At 57.6% G+C, this 18,366-nt stretch carries 15 protein-coding genes; all 15 read right to left on the minus strand.

All coding sequences use genetic code 11. From position 1 onward, the window contains the following. Positions 1–975: 975 nt before the first annotated feature. Positions 976–1,842, minus strand: a complete 867-nt coding sequence (locus L4X63_RS21205; protein ID WP_250680665.1) for a hypothetical protein — start codon at positions 1,840–1,842, stop codon at positions 976–978. Between the two features lie 299 nt (positions 1,843–2,141). Beyond that, on the minus strand, positions 2,142–2,510 hold the full coding sequence (locus L4X63_RS21210; protein WP_250680666.1) for a hypothetical protein: 369 nt from the start codon (positions 2,508–2,510) through the stop codon (positions 2,142–2,144). 161 nt (positions 2,511–2,671) lie between these two features. Beyond that, the gene (locus tag L4X63_RS21215) at positions 2,672–3,130 is read right to left on the minus strand and encodes a hypothetical protein (protein ID WP_250680667.1); all 459 of its coding nucleotides are present in this window, start codon (positions 3,128–3,130) and stop codon (positions 2,672–2,674) included. Positions 3,131–3,277: 147 nt separating this feature from the next. Next, positions 3,278–4,066 carry a hypothetical protein gene (locus tag L4X63_RS21220; protein WP_250680668.1) on the minus strand — a complete coding sequence of 263 codons (789 nt, stop codon included), beginning with the start codon at positions 4,064–4,066 and terminating at the stop codon, positions 3,278–3,280. Positions 4,067–4,263: 197 nt separating this feature from the next. Beyond that, entirely contained in the window at positions 4,264–4,503 is a 240-nt protein-coding gene (locus tag L4X63_RS21225) for a hypothetical protein (RefSeq protein ID WP_250680669.1), read from the minus strand. A gap of 730 nt (positions 4,504–5,233) precedes the next feature. Next, on the minus strand, positions 5,234–5,509 hold the full coding sequence (locus L4X63_RS21230; RefSeq protein ID WP_250680670.1) for a helix-turn-helix domain-containing protein: 276 nt from the start codon (positions 5,507–5,509) through the stop codon (positions 5,234–5,236). Between the two features lie 96 nt (positions 5,510–5,605). Beyond that, on the minus strand, positions 5,606–7,360 hold the full coding sequence (locus tag L4X63_RS21235) for a type VI secretion system Vgr family protein (RefSeq protein ID WP_250680671.1): 1,755 nt from the start codon (positions 7,358–7,360) through the stop codon (positions 5,606–5,608). Between the two features lie 24 nt (positions 7,361–7,384). Further along, positions 7,385–8,362 carry a lysozyme family protein gene (locus tag L4X63_RS21240; RefSeq protein ID WP_250680672.1) on the minus strand — a complete coding sequence of 326 codons (978 nt, stop codon included), beginning with the start codon at positions 8,360–8,362 and terminating at the stop codon, positions 7,385–7,387. Positions 8,363–8,369: 7 nt separating this feature from the next. Beyond that, on the minus strand, positions 8,370–9,044 hold the full coding sequence (locus tag L4X63_RS21245) for a lysozyme inhibitor LprI family protein (RefSeq protein WP_250680673.1): 675 nt from the start codon (positions 9,042–9,044) through the stop codon (positions 8,370–8,372). Positions 9,045–9,353: 309 nt separating this feature from the next. Continuing rightward, positions 9,354–10,850, minus strand: a complete 1,497-nt coding sequence (locus L4X63_RS21250) for an ammonium transporter (protein WP_502799934.1) — start codon at positions 10,848–10,850, stop codon at positions 9,354–9,356. 155 nt (positions 10,851–11,005) lie between these two features. Then, a complete protein-coding gene (locus tag L4X63_RS21255; protein ID WP_250680675.1) occupies positions 11,006–11,344 on the minus strand; it encodes a P-II family nitrogen regulator in 339 nt (112 codons plus the stop codon). 346 nt (positions 11,345–11,690) lie between these two features. Continuing rightward, the gene (locus L4X63_RS21260) at positions 11,691–13,412 is read right to left on the minus strand and encodes an ammonium transporter (RefSeq protein WP_250680676.1); all 1,722 of its coding nucleotides are present in this window, start codon (positions 13,410–13,412) and stop codon (positions 11,691–11,693) included. Positions 13,413–13,894: 482 nt separating this feature from the next. Beyond that, positions 13,895–14,224, minus strand: coding sequence for a hypothetical protein (locus tag L4X63_RS21265; RefSeq protein ID WP_250680677.1), 330 nt, complete (start codon positions 14,222–14,224; stop codon positions 13,895–13,897). Positions 14,225–14,455: 231 nt separating this feature from the next. Next, complete coding sequence (locus L4X63_RS21270; protein ID WP_250680678.1) at positions 14,456–16,255, minus strand: bifunctional protein-serine/threonine kinase/phosphatase; 1,800 nt, start codon at positions 16,253–16,255, stop codon at positions 14,456–14,458. Between the two features lie 202 nt (positions 16,256–16,457). After that, complete coding sequence (locus tag L4X63_RS21275; protein WP_250680679.1) at positions 16,458–18,362, minus strand: APC family permease; 1,905 nt, start codon at positions 18,360–18,362, stop codon at positions 16,458–16,460. Positions 18,363–18,366 lie beyond the last annotated feature (4 nt).

Raw genomic sequence — 18,366 nt, forward strand, 5'->3', positions numbered from 1 at the left:
TTTTGAATACATCGAGGTTGACTACAACCGTAACCGCCGTCATAGCGCCAATGGCAACATCAGCCCGGCAGCGTTTGAGGCCAGACAAGCCGCTTAATTTCGTGTCCGTTATTGCTGGGCAAGATCAGAAACTGTCTACACAAATTTGCTGTGGACTATACCCAGGTCTGACTCTTCTGCCATAGCGAAAAATCCCACGAGGCTGAACGCACCCCCCTTTAATATAGATCATATCGAAGTGAGGCGGAACGGCGACGTACTGGGGGCCAGCAGCAAGAGAAGCCGTTGCCATAAGGATAAAGAAGAAAAAGACAAGAAAAATTCGCATGGGGAACCACCTTCATACTACATGAATTTCTACGGGTTGAATGTTCATCGCTCCTTTCCCGTACAACATGTTATTGACCGGAAATTGTTGATATCTTCACGAGCGAGACGCTCGGGTAAAAGTGGGTGACGTCGACTGGTGACGTAACAGGCTGATATGCACACTCGTGAGATCGTGAAATGTTCCGTTTGGGGGGATGAGCGGAAAAACCGGTCATCCCTCCCATGGGGCATTTGCATGCAACTCCGGATTTTTCCGGGGACACATAGCGTCCCCCTCGCTTCCACCTCGCCCGCTCCTCAGGGACCGCTAACGTAGGTGGAAAGGACTATACAGATTATCATTATAGCTGTCAAAGTTTAAATTAATGAGATGGACCAAGGAAACGTGCAGGGGGGGGAGAAGGGATGTGAGAGGAAAATGCTGGGGACAGTTGGATTTGCCATAGTTAGCGATTTCGGCACGGTAGGAAATACCGCAGGTGAATTCAGTTCGTAAGTGCATGCACTTGTGACTTGAATTCACCTGGTCCATCAAGAAGAGGGAGTCCCCTTAACAGGGACTCCCACCGTTAAACCGGGAAGGTTGGCAAGCTCCATTCAGCGCAATGGAGCTTTTCTTCTTTCCAGGCGGGCACCCCTCCGGCGTTAGAACGGGTAGAGCAACACCGACTGCAGATCCTTCTGGGTCCCCATGGTTTCCCGGTTGACGATCCAGGCGAGGAGGGAATGGCCGCCCCCCGCGGCAAGGACGGGATTCACGAAACGCTCGGCATTTTCGGTAGGAGGACCGGAGATGGGGAAGATAAACCCGCCGGTGGCCAGGCTCACCGTTTGACCTTGGCCGCTGATCCGCGCACCGTAGATTCCCGCGGGCTGGGTATAGTCGCCGACCCTCCAGGCGACCAGGAAGTAGTCCCCCAAGGGAGCCACGGTGGGACTGTAGCAGGCGCTGTGGCTGGTATCGATGGGGATGCCACCCGGGTCCAGGACGGAGCCGTCGGCGCCTATCCTGGCGCCGTAGATAGCGGCCGTGCCGCTACGGTAGTCCTCCCAGACGACCAGGTACTCCCCGTCGTTGAATGAGATACGGGGGGAACCCTGAACGCCCGAGGCCGTAGCTATGGCGATACCTGCCGGGTCAAGGACGGTCCCGTCGCGCGCAACGCGGGTCCCGGTAATGTCGGTGTCGGCCGCCGGCCCGGAACCGGATCTGGTGTCACGCCAGGCCACCAAATAGTTGGTCCCGTCGAAGGCGACGGCGGGCTCGATCTGTTCGCCGGGTGCCGCGATGACCGGGAACTGTTTGAGCACCTGGCCCGCGGGCGACACCAGCGCCCCCCGGATATCGTACTGATCGGTGAACTGCTGCCATACGACGAGGAAATTGGTTCCGTCGAAAGCAACTACAGGGGCGAAGTTGGAAGTTGCCTGGGAGAACAAGGTGGGACGCCCATGCGTTCCATGCGTTTCTCGCCGCACGCGGTCCTCGTTCTCCTCTCGCGATCCTTTCATCCGGGAAACGCATGAATCGCATAGGCGTCCCCTCCGGTTTCTCCCTAAAAGCGGCCGAAACCGGTGAGGTGGGCACTTCCTCTAGCGAGGAAGCGCCCACCACGCCTTTCATCCTTGAAAAGCGTGGTGGGTGACGTTCATGAAATTATGCGTCGCTACCGTCTCGGGTGAGGAGAACCGCATAAAATCATAGGCGCCCCCTCTTGGGCAGGTTGAATAATTCGCGGAGATTGCAACATTGAAAGCCTGGCCCCAGCTTTTGCTCGGCTCTTCCGGCCATCGACCGGTCGTGCCGTTGGTTAGCGCTTCTCTGAGTTTAGTTGACATTGGAGCATTATTTTGCCAATGCGCCCCCGAACTCTGAAATCTACATGTAGAGTGCGCTTCATATGGATTTCATAGGGGTATGTTGTCCAATAGTCTGTTTTTTTGATTTCTATTTCATTCCATGAAACGAATAATGCGTGCCTCCGCAAACCGACTGGCAATAACCTCATCGGTTTCACATACATTCCTTCTTCTGTGAAAACATAGGTCAGGCAAGCAACAAAACGCGCGCCATCAATCAGAGCGCTTTGGAAACGCAAGGGCTTACCTGGGCTTTTGAGTTCTGTTCCGTAGGCAGACTGGAGGGGCACCCAAGGGTCAAATTCAGTCAAGATGTTCATTGTTTCTCATTTCTTTGAGAAGATCAGGGGGACGTAGGTAACTTATGTAACTTGTTAATCCTGCGACAACCATCTCGCCGCCCTCCGGCATTAATAAGTTACATAAGTTACCAGCGTCCCATCCGACTCTCCCCTATTTCTGTGTTACTCTGTTCTGGCTACTATTTATTTACAAATGATGTATCGAATTCTTTTGATATCTCAGAAATATCTGCAGAAGAAGCCCCTCTCTCAAATGCAGTTAATAACAACTCTCCCTTAATTTCGTTGAGCTTCTTGGCCTGCAGTTGATCGTCTCCAAGCTGAAGTTTGTTTATCAATGTGCCATAGCCTTTGAGTATCTTTTTTGCTGCTCCTTTGTGAGTTAAAGCAGTAACCTCCCAAAGTGAGATTTTTTCATAATGAGAATCTTTAACACAGTATGCCTTTGACTCTTCGAATGATACCTCAGCGTCTGCGCGCTGCCTGTAAACGGCCATATATCTCGTTAAGTAGAATTTTTTGGATTCAATTATAAACCTGCCATCAGTGGTTCGATCATTTGACAACCATTCTGGGTCGTTTGGTTTCGCCACTCTAGACAAAGATTCAATGCACTCGCTGACATAAAGCGTAAACATGGTGAAATTCCTTTGGGTGGGATGGGGAAATGGAGAATATACTTGTCCCTCTTATCTCTTTTCAGCTCAACGGTAGTAAGGCGCACCAGCTGCGCGGGGTTTTATCGGCGCCGACTGTATGCCGCCAGTTGTTGGGCTTGCCATTAATTATTTCGCCATTGCACCGTGAGGAATGGGGATGACTTTTTCGATATCGTCGATGTTTATCTGAAAAAAGTCATGTCCGTTCGGGGACTCAACGCCAAGTGCCCATAGAAATAGCTCAGCGCCAGTAAAATTCGGCTCCATATAGGCTCCGTCAGATTCTGCGTTTGGAAACCTCTGCTTTAAATGTGACGCTTCTCCATACGAATAAGTATTTATAAGCCCATGAGATGAGAGGCCGACTACACAGTGTGTCATTAACTTCCAGTAGTCTTTCAACTTCTCCGGCGGAAATAGATGAATTAGGAATTCATGTGGTAACAATAACCCAGCGTTGGGCAAGTCATTTCCGAGGCCCATGTTAAGTTGAGAGCTTTTATGGTGACGTAGCACTTCATAATAAAACGCAAAATGAAGCCGGATTTGATAAACTGACATTTGTTTCACTTTTGAAAGGTATGGCAAGCATTGATCATCCTTACCCGTCACCTCTCTCGAACCTGCCAGCATTCCCCCGTAATACTCTGCTGCTACCTCGTCCTCACAGAAACGAGCATCATCTAAGATGTGGCGTAACACTCTTGGGCTGACTGCACCAGGGTCATCCATACGCTTCCCCAACTTTCTCGCTGCCTTTGCAAAGACAGTGTCAAGATTGATATTGCACTTTTCAACTAGCCCTTTGGCTTCCGCTCCTAAATAGTCGGCAGTTGGGCCAAGTAACTTTGTCAATATATCCTTCGAACCAAGAAATGCTAAACCTGCACCTGCAATAGTTAAAGGTTCCGGCACAGTATTCTCCTTTTCTGTCCAACGGCGGTGGCTGACCGGCGGAGCGCCAAACTTTTATTAGCTTTTCCGGCTCTCTACTACCGCGAGTCCGGTCCAGCCCCTTGGTTGTCATCTGTCTACGCTTCCAACGCCTCGCCCCGCCTTCTTTCTGGCGTTTATCTCGGCCCGAACTTCACTTGGTCGGGGACAGCACTTATTCAATCGGTTTTCTTAATCCACCGCACTAGTCCAAACAACGCCCCTGCTAAAAAGCCAAAAGGACCTGTTAGGAAAATTCCAAGGAATGGACCCTGGTTAGCCGTTGGTCGGAAAATAATGGGGCCAAAGAAGCCCCCGACAAAGCCTACAGAACCAAATATCGCGCCCCACAGTGCCATATGAAGGAACACCCCGCGCTTTGCCATCGGTATGTCCTTTTCCCATTTCATCTCGTACAACGAACTTCCCATGGTCGGGGATGATTAAAGGCCAGAGTTGCTTGTAGCCTTTGGCTTCTGACACTTCCATGCCGGCCTACACTTCCATGCCGGCGCTGGCCGTTCTCCAAATCGCAGTTGGTGTTGCCTTGTTTGGTCTTGATTAGCTTTGGGGGTCCACTCTCATCGCTTACAATAAGTTATTGACCGGAAATTGTTGATATCCTCACGAGCGAGACGTTCGGGTAAAAGTGGGTGACGTCGACTGGTAACGTAACCGGCTGATATGCCACACTCGTGAGCTGGTGAAATGTTCCGTTTGGGGGGATGAGCGGAAAAACCGGTCATCCCTCCCATGGGAGAACAAGGTGGGACGCCCATGCGTTCCATGCGCCGCACGCGGTCCTCGTTCTCCTCTCGCGATCCTTTCATCCGGGAAACGCATGAATCGCATAGGCGTCCCCTCCGGTTTCCCGGTTTCCCTCCGGTTTCCCTACGCCCCCCCTGAGGGCTGCTGATTACCGTGCTTCCAGTGCTGAATCGGCAGCGATAATGAATTTTTCGTAGATACCACATCAGCGGGCATTTTGCATGTTTTTAATAAGATGTTCGGCTCTTTTGACTGAGTGAATAGGCGGGAAAGTCTATGGAGGGAACTATGCGCGAAGGGGAATGGAAGACTCAGAGAGAACTCTATTGGAGATGGGATCGGGGAAGTAAGTCTCTAAACAATGTCAAGCTGCTATCTTTGTCATAAAAAAAGCCTATAGTCACAGCCCAGGGCTGTTGCAAGCTTCTTCGCCGTTTCCTTTCCGATGGAACGCTTGCCGTTTTCCATCTCACTCAGGTGCCTTCGCGGAATCCCTGTCTTCTCTGCGAGCTGGACCTGGGTCAATTCTTCCTTCAAGCGTGACCCGCGCAAAATCATGGAGGGAAGGCCTTGGTCAGGCCGCACGTCGCCCAGCACCTCCCGCCAAGGGCGACTTTCGCCCTCTTCAAATCCTTCGAGCTTCTGCGCGTATTTCATGATCAGCTCCGCGTTAGACCGATGTACCTGAACGATGACAATACTTCAAGTCGCAACCTACACCGTCAAGGGGGGAAGACGCCAATAAAAAATCTCTTAGTTGAGGTTGATTCTAACGCTGGTGAGCCCGATGAGGTCTGATCCGGTGATATTGATCCTCGTCCCGTTGATGGTAACGAAACCCGAGCTATCCATGGTGATAGAGGACGCTCCACAAACAATCTCGACGCTGGCTCCAGCCTCAATCTTCAGGCTCTTGCCGACCACCACCGACGTGTCGTTGCCTACCGTCTCCACCTTGTCGTTTTTTACCAGTATGTTCCAGTCCCTTTCACTCTGTAGATAGAGCTCCTCACTTCCCTTCCTGTCGTCAAAGCGCAACTCATGGAAGTTGTCCAGGTCGCCATTGGGGTAGCTACGTGTTTTGATGGTGCTGACGGAGTACTTGTTCTGCGGATCGTAGAGAGGCAAGTTCTCGGCATTGTACAGGCTGCCGACGATGACCGGCCTGTCCGGATTGCCGTCGATGAAAGCTACCAGCACTTCGTCTCCCACCCTCGGAATGAACTGCATGCCCCATCCCGCGCCGCCCCACCCCTGAGCGTAGCGAAGCCAGCAGGAACTCCTCTCGTTCTTCTTTCCCTGCCGGTCCCAGTGAAACTGCACCTTCACTCTCCCGAGTTCGTCGTGATAGATCTCCTCACCGGCAGGACCGGTTACCATCGCCGTCTGCATCCCCGCGATGACCGGCTTCGGAGTTATCCGTGACGGCTTGAAATGGGCATCCTCAGGTATGGCAATGAAGCCGTTCCAGTATTGCGCACAGCCTCCGGTCGAGCCATCCAGCGCTTGAGGCTGGTCACCTACGTGCTCCATGGCCGCGACTACGTATCTTCCGACGAGCTCTCCGGAGAATGATTCGAGGTCGAATCGGTGCCCGGCGGAGAGACGGGGGCAGTTGCTCTCGCCCTTTGCTCGTTTCTCTAGCGCGGCATGCTCTCCCAGGCGTGCCTTAGCCAGCCTTTCCTCGCGCTTGTCGCTGACAAAGGAACCGGTGTACTCGTACATTTCTGCTCTCGGTTCCCGGCGAGAGCATTTTTCCGCTCCCGGACGATAGCTCGGATGCTCATAGCTGAAACTGCGGGTAGTTACGCAATCGGTCGCCAGCCGGCAAGAGAGGTTGAAGGCCGATACCGTCTCGGCGTCTTGGGCCATGCCATGGGAACCCTGGAGTTGAAGGGCGCAGTCCCCGTGGATGTCGGGGCAAAAGAAGCTGTCGTCGCAAATGGTCAGGACGTGTTTGTCCTCGTGGTGCTCGAAGAAATAGAGCAGTCCTTCTTCCTCCATCAGGCGCGATATGAAATTCAGGTCGGTTTCGTTGTACTGCACGCAGTAGCTGCAATTCAGTTCACTGTCTATCAGGGCGAAACTGAACATGTCGGACGTGATGCAGCTTTCCTCAAGTATGGTCTTGATTATCGACTGCACGGTGGTGTTCTGGAAGATGCGGCAATCCTGCTCCAGCGACAGCCGCCAGATGGCCGGTAGCAGCCGAACCCGATAAACGCAGCCATCGGGTGCCAGCTCCACCAATTTCAACTTCGAGATCATTCCGTGGAAATATCGATTGCCGCCATCGGCAGTGAGGTCTTTAGTGCGCACGGTCAGGACCGCCCCCATACCGGCGACTTTCTCGAAAGGGATGGCAGTCTCGCAAACGACGGTTACGTTAATCTGAAAAGGGGAGGAGATGGCTTCAATGGCTTCAAAGCTTGTTACGTGGAAGTCGAAGGGGGTGCCGTGAATTTTAAAGAAAAACATGGGCTTGTCCGCCGCGTCTGCAAACTCCATAAAGCCTCCTGTCGGTTAGGACAACTACGACCAGCGTTTGTGGTAGTGATACAGGTCAAGACCGGCTGGCTCCTCCTTCCAGGTGCGGTGGATGACACTGTCGCCCCCCTGGAAGAAGTCCTTGACGCGCTGCACGATGCCGTGTCCCTGGTTTTGCGGGCGGGCTTTGCTTTGCGAAATGCGGTGGGAGACCGCGTGCTGGTTTGGAGCGTTTCCGGGCTTGTGAGGCTTGCGGCCCGCATTCAGGGCGGTCTTCGTCCCTTTTGCCCTTTTTGCCGACACGGATTTTCTCTTCGCGTCGATCTCGCTTTGGTAGGCGGCAATCTGCTTTGCATGAACGGTGCGGGCTTGGGCCTCGGCCTTCAGTTCCTCCGCGGTTGGCGTCTCGTTGTCATAACGACCGAATTCCGCAGCTTCATGTTTGCGGCGGTTGTCGAGGCCGATGTCTCTTTTTGCATTCGAGCCGTACAGGATTTGATACTGGACTTCGGCTCGGTTTCCAACCCTTACGGCATTGACGAGGCCCGGACCGATTAGACCGGGCGCGTTGAAATCAAGGGACAGGAGGGCAACCATCTCTTTGGTATTTTGTAGATCTCTGTATAGCTTAACTCCCAGCTTCGTTCGTAGGTCCGCGTCGTACTGCGGTAACACTTTCCAGAAAAGTTGTTTTGCCTGCTCTTTATCTATGGTTAAATCAAAGGGATCTTTTAGGCTGCTGCCGTTTAAGGCGTTTTTTATGGTGCCGTCATTTAGCATTTTGCAGAGGTCAGATAGCCTTTCTTTATCCTTTGTGGACAGAGTCGCCCCAACCTCAGTCAAATCGGCTTCCAGACCCGAACGAATCCTATAGCTTTTGCCAACTCTTTCAAGCAGGGCGTACCCGACACCAATGGTCGGAACATTTTGGCTACAAACGTACACTCTATACCTTATATCCTCTTGGACTTTAATAAATTTAAAAAGTTCTTCCCTGAAAAGTCCTGTTTTTCTTGGATTCATTTTGCACCTACTCTACTTTAAAAAAATTTGTTGAAAGTATTAAATCACTTTCGGTTGTTCCATTATAATAGCTGGCATGTAGTGATTCCTTGTCAGACAACTCCAACTTTATCATAACCAAGTCATAACCACCCGAGTATACAGAACATTTTTTATTACTTGCAGAAGTAAAGACATATTGACCATCTTTGGCAGATGTCAATATAAACCTTGGCTTACAGGTTCCTACCAATAAAAAATTTGACATTACTGTCAAACTATACCTTCCACCTACATCTCGGCTTAAGTTCTCCCAGATTCCTTTAATCTCGGCAAGATTAGTAGCGGGATGAGGTTTTGACAAAGTACCGATACGTTCCTGATAAGTGGATGCCATACACCTCACGTCACTGCAGGCGTTTCTCTTTCCTCTCACCCATGCTCTCTGCTCATTTTTCAGGGCCTCCCGGTCAGGTGCGGCAACGAGGGCCTGGGCGTAGGCCATCGCCAGATCCTCGTCGAGCTTGGAAAGGGTGGCATTTGAGCAGATCATCTTCTCGGCCTTGCTTTTCGCGGCGTTGCAATCAAAACTCGCTGCGAGCGCTGGACAAGAAAAAATCTCCGCTACCATGATGAGGACGAGAAGACGGGCCATGCCGGTAGCCGCTAACTCGATGGTTCGGCGCGCGTATTTTTCATGCATGTTGCCAATCCTCCTGTCTCTTTTCCGTTTGCCGTTTGCAACAGATACCGAGCCGCTGTCACTTCACTTGCGTCTTTATAACAAAATTAATAGCTACCAATACTACTGCCTACAAAGGTGAAGTCAACAAGGGCATTCTACCTTGAGTGACAGAGAATCGGCGGGCAGTCCTGCCCCACCAGAAGGGGCCCACCAGAGGGGTCAGAAGGGGCTTGCAAGGGATCGCTGTGCGAAGGGGGATGGAGGCGGGCGAAAAAAAAGGGGGGGATCGAAATCCCCCCCGAGGGTGACCTTCTGTATGAAGGGCTGTTAGTTGTACGCGCTCTCGGAGTGCTGGGTCTGGTCGAGACCGATGATCTCGTCTTCCTTCTCGACCCGGAAGCCCATGGTCTTGGAGAGGACGAAGGAGATCACGAAGGTCACGATCACCGCGTAGGCTGCGGCGGCGCCGACGGCGATCAGCTGGGTGACGAACTGCTTCATGTTGCCGGAGCTGAGCCCGGTGGCGCCGACGGTGGCGAAGACACCGGTCAGGATGGCGCCGGTGGTGCCGCCCACGCCGTGGACGCCGAAGGCATCGAGGGAGTCGTCGTACTTGAGCTTGGCCTTCATCATGACGCCCATGTAGCAGACCAGGCCGCCGGCGATACCCATGATGATGGCGGCACCCGGCTGTACGAAACCGGCGGCGGGGGTGATGACGACGAGGCCTGCAACCACACCGGAGCCGAAGCCCAGGGCGGAAGGCTTGCCCGCGTGGATCCACTCGGCGATCATCCAGGTAAGGCCTGCTGCGGCCGGTGCGATGGTGGTGGTGGCCATGGCCAGACCGGCGAGCCCGCCGGCGGCGTCGGAGGTGTTGAGGCCGACGATGGCGGAGCCTGCGTTGAAGCCGAACCAGCCGAACCAGAGGATGCCAACACCGGCCAGGGTCAGCGGAAGGCTGTGGGGTGCCATACGCTCATGCGGGAAGCCGTGACGCTTGCCGAGGAAGTAGAGGACCACGAGTGCGGAGATACCGGAGGAGAGGTGGACGACGGTACCGCCTGCGAAGTCCAGGGCGCCCATCTTGCAGAGCCAGCCGTCGGCCATCCAGACCCAGTGGGCCAGCGGATCGTACACGAGGGTGGTCCAGAGGAGGACGAAGACGCAGTAGGTGGAGAACTTGATCCTCTCGGCCAGGGCACCGGAGATGAGGGCCACGGTGATCATGGCGAACATGCACTGGTACATGGCGAAGACGTACTCGGGGATGGAGCCCGGCTCGGTGGCGACGTTCTGGAAGAGCGCGAAGACCGGGGCGCCGTCCTTGAAGGTGATCAACCCGCTCAAGAGCGCCTTGCTGAAGTTACCGATCAGGCCATGCCCCATGTCCGGGCCGAAGGAGAGCGAGTAGCCGATGACGGCCCACTGCACGCCGACGATACCCATGGCGACGAAGGAGTGCATGAAGGTGGAGAGCACGTTCTTGGTGCGGACCATGCCGCCGTAGAAAAGGGCCAGGCCGGGGATCATGAAGAGGACCAGCGCCGACGAGACCAACATCCAGGCGGTGTCGCCGGTGTTGAGGACCGGGTCGACGTTTTTGGGAGCCGGTGCGGCGGCCGGAGCGGCCGGGGCAGCCGGGGCGGCAGCGGTGACGGTGGCAGCCGCCGGAGCAGCGGCGGCAGGTGCAGCCGGGGCTGCGGTGGCCGCGGCCGGGGCGGTAGCGGCTGCGGGGGTAGCCGGGGCGGTCTTCTCCTCGGCCTGGGCGGCCAGCGGAGCGGCGAGCAGGCCGGCAACCAGTGCCAGCTTGGAAAGGGTCATGAATGCTTTCTTGCAGGTTGAGATCCCTGCTGCTTCCTTAGCCGTCTTTAGGATACTTCCTCGTACCATGTCACTCTCCGTTGATCTTGATTTTGATAAAGCCGAAGCTGGGTCGTCGTTGATTCAAGCCACGTCGGATCTTTCTACCGGCCCTCTTAGATGGCCTCTTCCCCTTTCTCGCCGGTCCTGATACGGACCGCCTCGTCGAGGTTGATGATGAAGATCTTGCCGTCCCCGATCCTTCCGGTGCGGGCGGTTTCCTCGATGGCGGAGACCACTTTGGCCACCAGGTCGTCGGAGACCGCGATCTCGATCTTCACCTTGGGGATGAAATCGACTACGTACTCGGCGCCGCGGTACAGTTCGGTGTGCCCTTTCTGGCGGCCGAAACCTTTCACCTCGCTGACGGTGATACCCTCGATGCCCAGTTCGTTCAGGGCATCCTTTACCTCATCCAGTTTGAACGGTTTGATGATTGCCTCGATAAGCTTCATTGCTATCCCTCCTGATCTGTGGCTTGCGCTGCCGGTTGCCTATCAGTGTTGCAGCGGCCGTGCCAGCCGTGAAGAAATGCCTGTAATCGAGATGTTAGAAAAAAAAAGGGGTGCAAGAAGGGAGAAAGCTGCCCAAATAGGATGCAGCCCGCTTTCTAATTAGGCACGAACGGAGAGAGGCTCCCCCCCGGAACGGGGGGAGCATGGCTGGCGGATGGAGTCGACGGTTTCCGGGGGGGAGACGGTGGCGAAAGGCAGTTACACTAAAGGCAAATCCCCCCTGTCCCCCCTTCGCAAAGGGGGGGACCCTGTCACCGGCGGTGTGCCGGGTTTGCGTGTGCAGCGGCTACTGGCGCGGCTTTGAAGAGTAACCGCTGGAGAAGGGGAGCTGCCTCAGGTTGAATTCGGGATAGGCGGCCGCCGCCACTTCGTATTGATCCAGCCCCTCCCGTTCGATGTCGGAGGCGACCCGGATCCCCATGATGCGGTCCAAAATCTTGAAAAAGAGGTAGGCCGCACAAAAAACGAACAGAAGGTTGGTGACGCTCCCGGCCACCTGGGCCCCCAACTGGCCGCCGTCGCCGTAGAACAATCCTTTGACGCACCCTTTGACACCGTTGAAACCGTCCCCGTAGGTGCCGTCGGCAAAAAGCCCCAGCGAGATCACCCCCCACAGCCCGCAGACCCCGTGCACGGAAATGGCACCGACCGGGTCATCGACCTTCATCACGCGCTCGAAGAAGAAGACGCTCAGGCAGCACAACGCTCCGGCCAAGCCGCCGATGACTACCGCCGAGACGGAGGTGACGAAGGCGCAGGGGGCGGTGATGGCAACCAGACCGGCCAAGAGGCCATTGGCGCTCATGGTGAGGTCGGGCTTTCCGTACTTGAACCACATGAGGCTCATGGCGGCGAAGCCGCCTGCCGCGCTGGCAAGCATGGTGTTGACCGCCACCACGCCGATCCTGAGATCGGAGGCGGCCAAGGTCGATCCGGTGTTGAAGCCGAACCAGCCAAAGGCGAGCACGAGGGTGCCGACGATGGCCATCGGGATATGGTGGCCCGGGATCGGGTTGGGGGAGCCGTCCTTGTTGAACTTGCCGATGCGCGGCCCGAGCACCAGGGCCCCAGCAAGGGCGGCGACCCCGCCGGTCATGTGGACCACTGAGGAGCCGGCGAAATCGACGTGGCCGTGCCCCAGTCCGAAGTTGGTGCCCAGTTGGGAGAGCCACCCGCCGCCCCAGACCCAGTTGGCGTAGAGAGGATAGAGAAGGCCGCTCATCAAGAAGCCGTACACGACGAAGGCGGAGAACTTGAAGCGCTCGGCCATCGCCCCGGTAGGGATGGTGGCGGCGGTGTCCATGAAAACCATCTGGAAGAGAAAGATTGCGAAGACGACCGAGTCGTAGCAGTTACCGGAGAGAAAGAAGCCCCGGGTCCCGAAGAGGCCGAGATCCTTGCCGAAGAGGTGGAGGGTGAATTCGCCGTTGAGGACTCCCCCGCCGCCGAGAACCGCTACCGGCCCCACGCCCCCCATCTGGATGGCGAAGCCGCAGGCCCAGTAGGCCAAGAGGCCGATGCAGTAGATCATGATGTTCATCGCCATGGTGTGGCTGGCGTTCTTGGCGCGGCAGAAGCCGGTCTCCACCAGGGCGAAGCCGGTCTGCATGAACATGACGAGGAAGCCGCAGAGGAGGGTCCAGGCCATGTTGAGGGCCACCCGGTTATGCCCGGCGGCATCGGCGACCTTGGCGGCCAATGGCTCGGCGGCCGAGAGTTTCTTCAAGTCCTCGGCGGTGGGGGCGCCGCTGGAGGCACCGATCAAGTCGGCAGCTCCCCCGGTGCGCACCCCGGCCGGATCCCCTGAGGGAGCGGCGTGGGAAGCGGCGGCGGGCGTGCCCTCCGAAGCTTTAGCGGAGGCAGACGTGTCCGCCGGAGCTTTAGCGGAGGCGGAAGCCGGTTCGGGTTTGACCTCGGCCTGGCCCAGGCTGGCGGCGGCTCCCACCAGGAGCCCCGCAGCCATCAACAGACGAACCAGGCGTGCGTACTTTTTCATCATGATTGCCATCTCTGCCTCCTTACGATGCAGGCCGAAGCGCGCGGCGTCCTTGCCCTCCCCGCCTCCACAAGCCGGGTGACGCGCCTCTCTGATTGGTAAACTGCTAAATAAAAACGCCTCCTGCCCCAAAAGGGCGGGAGGCGTCGTTGCCTTTCCCGGTCGGACGGCCGCTTCGCCGTGACCATCCTGTATTTCTTGCTGCACGGGGCATGCCGAGTAACGGGGAATTCAGGGGATTGTCTCGCCATCCAGGAGAGGCAAATCCCCCCTGTCCCCCCTTCGCAAAGGGGGGGACGGGAGGCCCGGCTGCTCTTGCGGTTTTTAGAGGCTAAAATCCCCCCTGTCCCCCCTTCGCAAAGGGGGGGACGAGAGGCAGACATGGGGGGCGGGGCGGACGATGGCCGAGGTGGAGGCTTCCCCCACCCCCTCGCCCCCTCCCTCCAGGGGAGGGGAGAATGATCAGGTTCCTTTCTGCCCTCTCTCTTCGTATCTCATTTCACGAGCCCGGGGCCGAACTGGATGACGGCGCCGCCGGCGAGGATGATGAGGAGACCGAGCCAGGTGGAGGGGGGGATGGTTTCTTTGAAGACAAAACGGCCGGCGAGGATGCTGACCAGGGCAAAGACGGCGACATAGACGCCGAGGAGCTTGGAGAAGTCCCATTTGACGGTGTTGACGACGACGCCGTAACTTCCCAGCATGGCGAAACCGAAGGCGATGAAGAGGACGGAGCCGGAGACCAGGCCTCTTCTTACTACGGCGTCTCCTCCTACTTCCAGGGCGGCTGCGGCGATGAATATTATCCAGGCGAAGATGGTCATGCGATGGCTCCTTGCGATTTTTAAAGGCTAAAATCCCCCTGTCCCCCCTTCGCAAAGGGGGGGACGTGAGGCGGATGTTGGGGGACGGGGCGACGGTGTTCCGAAGGGGGGGCTTACCCCCTTGCCCCCTCTCCTTGAGGGAGGCTTACCCCACCCCCTGGCCCCCTCCCTCAAGGGGAGGGGGAAGGAGCAGGTTCCTTTGTTTCGGACATGGGGGCGGGGCGGACGGGGTCAGGTCGGGCCGCGCTTCATCATGAGGAGGATCAACAGGGCCAGTATAAGGAGAGCGGCGGCCACTCCCAAGGCGATCCAGAGGGCTTTGCCCTTCCCTCCCTGCTTCCAGGGGGAAGGCTTTTGCAGCCGGTCGCAACGGCCGGTGAGGGGGACGTCTTCGGGGGCATCGAGATCGACCTTCATCGCGGCGGCGGAGTGGTAGCGCTTGCGGGGATCGCGCTCCATGGCGTGCAGGACGATCTCCTCCACCTGCGGCGAGACCTTCGGATTCCTCTTCCTCGGCGCCTGCGGGTCGCCGGTCACCCGGGCGTTCATGATCACGAACATGTTCTCGTTCTCACTGGCGTACGGGGGCGCCCCGGCCACCATCTCGTAGAGGATGGCACCCAGGCTGTAGATGTCGGTCCGCTCGTCTCCCCGCTTCCCTTTCACCTGCTCGGGCGCCATGTAGTCGGGGGTCCCCACCGCCGGGGTGAAGCCTGCGAAGGTGAGCCTTCTCCCCTCGGCGGACTTGGCGATCCCGAAGTCGAGGATGCGTATCGTCCCGTCGGAGCAGATCATGATGTTCTGGGGCTTTAGGTCGCGGTGGATCACCCCGTGTTCGTGCATGTGGGCGAGCGCGGAGCAGATCCGGCTGGCGAGCTTGATGGCATCCTTCTCCGGCATGGGGCGGACGCTGTTCAAGAGATGGGCCAGCGTGTAGCCGCGCAGGTACTCGGTGACGATGTAGGGGCGGCTTTTGTGCTCGACCGGGTAGAACTTGAGGATGTAGGGGTGATCGAACATGAGCCCGATCTCCTCCTCGCGCTCGAAGCGGGAGTAGAAGCCGGGGTCGCTCTCGAACTCCATGAAGGGAACCTTCAGCGCCACCTCATTCTTCGTCTGCAGATCGGTCGCCTTGTAGATGGTGGCCATGCCGCTGCGGCTGATGGTCTCGGTGACGAAGAAGCGGTCGTCCAGGGTCTTGCCAGGCTGGATCTCGTAGCCGGCGTTCTCCTCCGCCACCGGTTCGTGGTAGACGGGAAGCCCGCGGTAATAGGATATCTTCTCCACCTCGGCGATATGCAGCACCTGGATGGAGAGGTTGTCGTCGGTGCCGCGGTTCTCAGCCAGGGCCACCAGCTGGCGGCAGGCCTGGGCGGGGGAGAAGCGGGAGACGATGTCGGCGATCTCGGAATCGGCGACGTGGGCGTAGAGGCCGTCCGAGCAGAGGACGATCCGGTCCCCCTTGAAGGCGTTCGTCTGCTCCACGTCGACCCGGATACCGGGCTCCTGCCCCACGCAGCGGGTCAACACCGAGCGGTGCTCGCTGGTCTTGGCGTCCAGCTCGCTGATCAGGCCGAACTTCTGCTGCATGCCGACGTAGGAGTGGTCGGTGGAGAGCTGCCTGATCTCCCCTTTCCTCACCAGGTAGACCCGCGAGTCCCCGACGTTCCCCACCACGATCTCGTCGTTTTTCAGGACAACCAGGCAGAGGGTGGTCCCCATCCGGTCACGGCCGTGGTTCCCCATCCCCCGCTCGAACACTGCCAGGTTGGCGGAGGAGAACATCTTGTTCAGCAACTGCTGCGAGGTGAAGTCCCCGCCGGTCTCCCGGAAAAGGGAAAGGGAGGTCTCCACGGCAAGCCTGCTGGCCACCTCGCCGTGGTTCATCCCCCCTACCCCGTCGGCCAGCGCGGCCACCGCCCCGCGGGAGCGTTTTTCCTCCACGGTCGCGGGCTGCCAGAAGCCGACGAAATCTTCGTTGTTCTCCCTCACCGGTCCCGGAGACGAGAGCTCTGCGTAAATAAGTTCCATGATGACAGCACCTTAGCACGGACACCGTGCGATGAAAAGCTTCGACACTGAAGAGGGGCGGTCAAACGCATTGACCGCCCCGGCGTTTCCATCCTGCCGCTATACCTTCCCCTCCGGCTCGGTCCTCCCCATCCTCACTCTCTCCCTCCCCTTGAAGGGGAGGGAGAGGTTGGTTGAGCCGAAGATTGCGGGGCGAGCGTTGTTAGGCGAGCGGTTTAAGCTCGGGCTTGGAGGTCAGGATTATCTCCTTGTTCTTCGACTTCGAGGCGGACATGAAGTAGATCAGTCCGTAGACACCCCAGGCGGCGCAGATGCCGAGGGCGATGAACGGCTCCTTCCAGCTCATGCCGGCCACGGTGAAGGGTCCGATCAGGTAGAAGAGCATGATGGCCAGGTTGGCGAGGAGACCCAGCACCGGGATGACTACGTGCTTGAAGCCGTTGAAGGTGTGGTGCTCCTTGAAGGCGACCATGGCGATCACGCAGGTGAACATGTAGAGGAGGAAGGTGCCGAAGTTGGAGACCAGGGTCATGATGAGCAGGGTATTCGGGAGCTTCGCGTAGGTCTCGGGGGCGAAGATGCCGAAGGAGTACCAGAAGTTGTGCTTGTCGAGCGCGGCCGGGGTGGTGCCCCCCTGGTAGATCACGCAGACCACCATGCCGATAATGGCGGAGATGACGGCCAGGGTCCAGATCGCCTTGTAGGGGGACATGGTCTTGCCGTGCAGAAGCCCGAAGTGGGAGCCGACCTCCTCGTCGCGCCCCATCGCGTAGGTGACGCGGGCGCCGGTGGAGAGGCAGGAAAGGGTGGTGCCGATCAGGGCGAGGAAGACGGTGAAGGCCTGGACCAGCATGAAGGCCTTGCCGGCGGCGGCGGAGCCGAAGAGCCAGGTGCCGGTGATGATCATCATGTCGCCCAAGGGAGCGCCGGAAGCGCCGGCCATCGGCATGGTGTAGCCGTTATTGAGCATGTAGTTGGCAGCGAAGTACTCGATCAGGTAGCAGACGGCACCCTGGATGACCAGCGAGAGGAGTACCGCGCGCGGCACGTCTTTTTTCGGGTTCTTGGCCTCGTCGGCCATGGCAGTGACCGTCTCGAAACCGACCAGGATCAGGATGGCGATGGCGGCCTGGATGAAGATGAAGTTGAAGCCGTGGGGAGAGACGACGGACTTGGCGGTGGCGTGATAGTTGAAGGTCTCCACACCCTTGTCGTCTTTCGTGACGGCACCGGCGGCCGAGTAGTCGATGGTGAAGGGAGCGGCCTGTTTGAGATCCTTGACCGGTTTGCCGTCCTTGTCGGCGCCGATCGGGTCGCCGGTTTTCTCGTCCTTCATGTCCTGCATCTGATAGACCGGCTTGCCGTCCTTGTCGAGGCTCGCCTTGCCGTCCACCATGACCGGTACCGGCTGCCCCTTGTCGTCCTTCACCACTTCCTGGGCGACCTGGTAGGTGACCGCCACGCCGTTGGAGAGGTGGTAGGCGGTGGCGCCCTGCGGATGCTGCACGCGGTAACCGATGGCGATCACCGAGAAGACCAAAAGGGCCGAGATCTGCACGATGTTGATCACCACGTTGACGGCGGTGGTGCCGGTAACCCCGCGGAAGGCGATGTAGGCGACGCCCAGCGAGAAGAGCGCGCAGAAGATCCACATGAAGATCTGGCTGTTGTAGGTCCCGGAGAAGGTGTCGGGGAAGAACTGGTTCAACAGGTAACCGGAAAGGATGGCGGTCACGCCGACCATGACGCCGGGATAGACCCAGTAGTAGAGGTGGCTCGCCCAGCCGGTGAAGAACTTGGCGATCCTGGCGAACTTGTAGGCCTTGGTCTTGGAGAGGAAGGCCTGCTCGGCGTAGAGGTAGGAGGAACCCGGGCCGGGGTAGAGTTTAGAGAGCTCGGCGTAGCTGTAGGCAGTGGCCAGGCAGAGCAAAAGCGCGAATAAGATGCCGAACCACATGGCGCAGCCGGCCATGGGGGCCCCGTACAGGGACTGCATCTGGAAGGTCAGCCAGAGAAAGGCTCCCGGTGCGATGAGGGCCATGGCGTTCATGGTAAGGCCGGTCAATCCCAGCGTCCCCCTGGTTACTGCTTGTTCATTGTTTCCCATTGTC

Source organism: Geomonas sp. Red32, from assembly GCF_023652955.1.
GTDB lineage: Bacteria > Desulfobacterota > Desulfuromonadia > Geobacterales > Geobacteraceae > Geomonas.